Raw genomic sequence first — 2,560 nt, forward strand, 5'->3', positions numbered from 1 at the left:
TATAAGTGAAACTAACCACGGCTTCGCCTTCACCGCCGGCCTTTGTGTAAAAGTCGACTGCATGCCGGTCTTCAGCATGCGCCATTACGAATACCTCTTTTGCACCCAGGTCGCTGGCATATTTCATAACTTCCCGAAGCAGCATTTTGCCCAGCCCTTTTCTTTGGTATGCGGTTTTGATGGTAATATCATAAATGAATATTTCAGGGATACCTGAATAATAGTTTGCAAGTTCGTATGCGGTAAGGCCACCGATCACCTCATGCTCATGTAAAATAACATAGGCTATAAAGTCCGGTCTTTGCAGGGGGTTGAATTGCCCGGTATCGGCTAACTGAGGTTGGTCGTCTTCAAATACCTCACGAAACAGCTCAACCAGTTTTTTGAATAAATGGGTATCGCCTTTATTAAGTTGTCTGATCTCAAAATTCTGTAGTGTCATAGCCGGGTGTGGTTGTCAGGTTGTTTCTACAGCTTTATCGGTTTTGGGTTTGTCGAAAGTCAGTACCAGGATAATGCCTGCGGTATATGCGATCAAATCCAGCCATTCAAAGGAAACGCCAATAATGATCCTGGCGATTTTGTAGTCTTCAAGGCCGAGGAGGTAGACCAGCCCGAAATATTGCCCGGCTTCCACGGCATAGGAAAACAGAAGTACCGCCAAAGCCATTTTTGTAACAGGTACATTGAGGAAGCTTTTAAAGAAGGTGTATATCAATATTACTACCAGCAGGTCGCCGATGTAGGGCCTGATGATCCTGTCGTGAACATACAGGGCGATCAATATTTCGGTGATCAATAAGCCGATGGTCAGGAAAAAGTATTTCTTTTGAAATTTAAACATTAGTTGCTTACGTCAGAAGTGTTTCGGATCAGTTGAACATAAAACCGGATGGCATTTTCAAAGTCTTCAACCGGGATGCGTTCATTTATACCATGAAATGTGGTGATGTTCTCGTTGTTGAGATAGAACGGGGTAAAGCGGTAGACATTGCTGCTTAGCGGATAATAGTAACGCGAGTCTGTAGCACCAATAACGAGATTAGGAGTGACCACAGCCTGCGGGAATAGCTGTTTTATTGTGGTATGGATGGTATGGTACCCGAAGGAATCCACGCTGGATGATTCGGGGGCTTCGCTGTTGAAAGTGCCTTCCTTTACCTCTATGCGGTCATCAGCAATGGTATTAATCACATAGTCCCTGACATCGGCAATACTGGTGCCCGGCAGTATCCTGAAGTTGACTGAGGCGTGTGCTTCATAGGGGATTACATTTTCTTTGATCCCTCCCTGAATTATAGTAGGCGCTGTTGTGGTCCTCACCAGGGCATTACCTGAAGCTTTCTTTTCCAGTGAGCTGATGATCATGGGTTTGAAAATAGAAGGGTTGGCAAAGGCCATCTTCTGCATAAACGGCATTTCAGGGCCAATGTGAGTCATGAAATCCTGCACCGGTTGGGTGATTTCGGCAGGGAAGGGGTTGTCCTTCAATCTGGCTACTGCTTTGGATAATACATCAATGGCCGTTTCCTCTTTGGGCATGGATGAATGCCCGCCTTCGATGGCCACGGAAAGGTTTAAAGTAACGAAGCCTTTTTCTGCCGTGCCAATCAGGGCTACATCTTTATCCGTGCCCGGTATCAGGCCCTGGGTAATGGCGAAGCCCTCGTCAAGCACAAATTCTGCTTCTATGCCTTTATCTTTCAAATGCTTTACGATGGCTACTGCGCCGTTAAGGCCTCCAAGCTCTTCATCATGTCCATAGCAAAGGTAGATGGTGCGCTCTGGTTTGTAGCCTTCCTGTAAGAGCAGTTCTACAGCTTCGAGGTTGCCAATTACGCTGATCTTGTCATCTATGGCGCCGCGTCCCCAGATTATTCCATCTTTAATGGTGCCTGCAAAAGGATCAACGTTCCATTTTTTAAGGTTTTCTGCCGCTACCGGCACCACATCCAGGTGGCCCATAAGGATCACCGGTTTAAGTGATGGGTCTGATCCCTGCCACTGGTATATCATGCTGAACTTGTTGATGTAAGTAACTTCCAGAAGTGAATCTGCCAGGGGATAAGTGTTTTTAACAAACTCGCGGAATTGATAAAAGGCTGCTGAATCAAAATCTTCAGGGTTTTCATGAGAGATGGTGCGAATGGATAGCGCCTTGGCCAAATGCTCTTTGGCTGTGGGTGGTATTACCCTTTCAGGAGCAGGTTCAACGGTTATTTGTTTTGAGGGAAATGTGAAGGTGTTGTATAAAATGTAACCCGCTACTATCAAAATGAGTGCAAGTACAACCAGGAGTATTTTTTTCATGCGGCAAACTACTATTAAAATTGATTATTGGCAATGATGTTTTTACGGGAGGGGGTTTGTTTGGGTTGTTGGGTTTATACCGGCAAGACAACTCACCCGCTAACCCATACCACGTCTTTCCGGAATTTTCGCAGAGCAACGGAGAAAATATCCGGAATCCCGAAGTTAAGAGCACTAGTAAAGCCTGACCTGCCTAATGTCAGAGGCCTGCCCACTAAAAGCCGCGGAGTCCTCTTCGAGAGACATCCGC

The 2,560-nt window shown here is 45.9% G+C and carries 3 protein-coding genes; all 3 read right to left on the reverse strand.

The genetic code is table 11. The features are described from left to right. On the reverse strand, nt 1-442 hold a 442-nt coding region (locus E1163_RS26455; RefSeq protein ID WP_155176109.1), incomplete at its 3' end, for a GNAT family N-acetyltransferase. A gap of 15 nt (nt 443-457) precedes the next feature. Then, a complete protein-coding gene (locus E1163_RS26460; RefSeq protein ID WP_155176101.1) occupies nt 458-844 on the reverse strand; it encodes a ribosomal maturation YjgA family protein in 387 nt (128 codons plus the stop codon). Beyond that, the gene (locus E1163_RS26465) at nt 844-2,310 is read right to left on the reverse strand and encodes a M20 family peptidase (protein ID WP_155176103.1); all 1,467 of its coding nucleotides are present in this window, start codon (nt 2,308-2,310) and stop codon (nt 844-846) included. The genes E1163_RS26460 and E1163_RS26465 overlap by 1 nt, the downstream gene beginning before the upstream one ends. Nucleotides 2,311-2,560: the final 250 nt, after the last annotated feature.

Source organism: Fulvivirga kasyanovii (assembly GCF_009711405.1).
Classification (GTDB): Bacteria; Bacteroidota; Bacteroidia; order Cytophagales; family Cyclobacteriaceae; genus Fulvivirga; species Fulvivirga kasyanovii.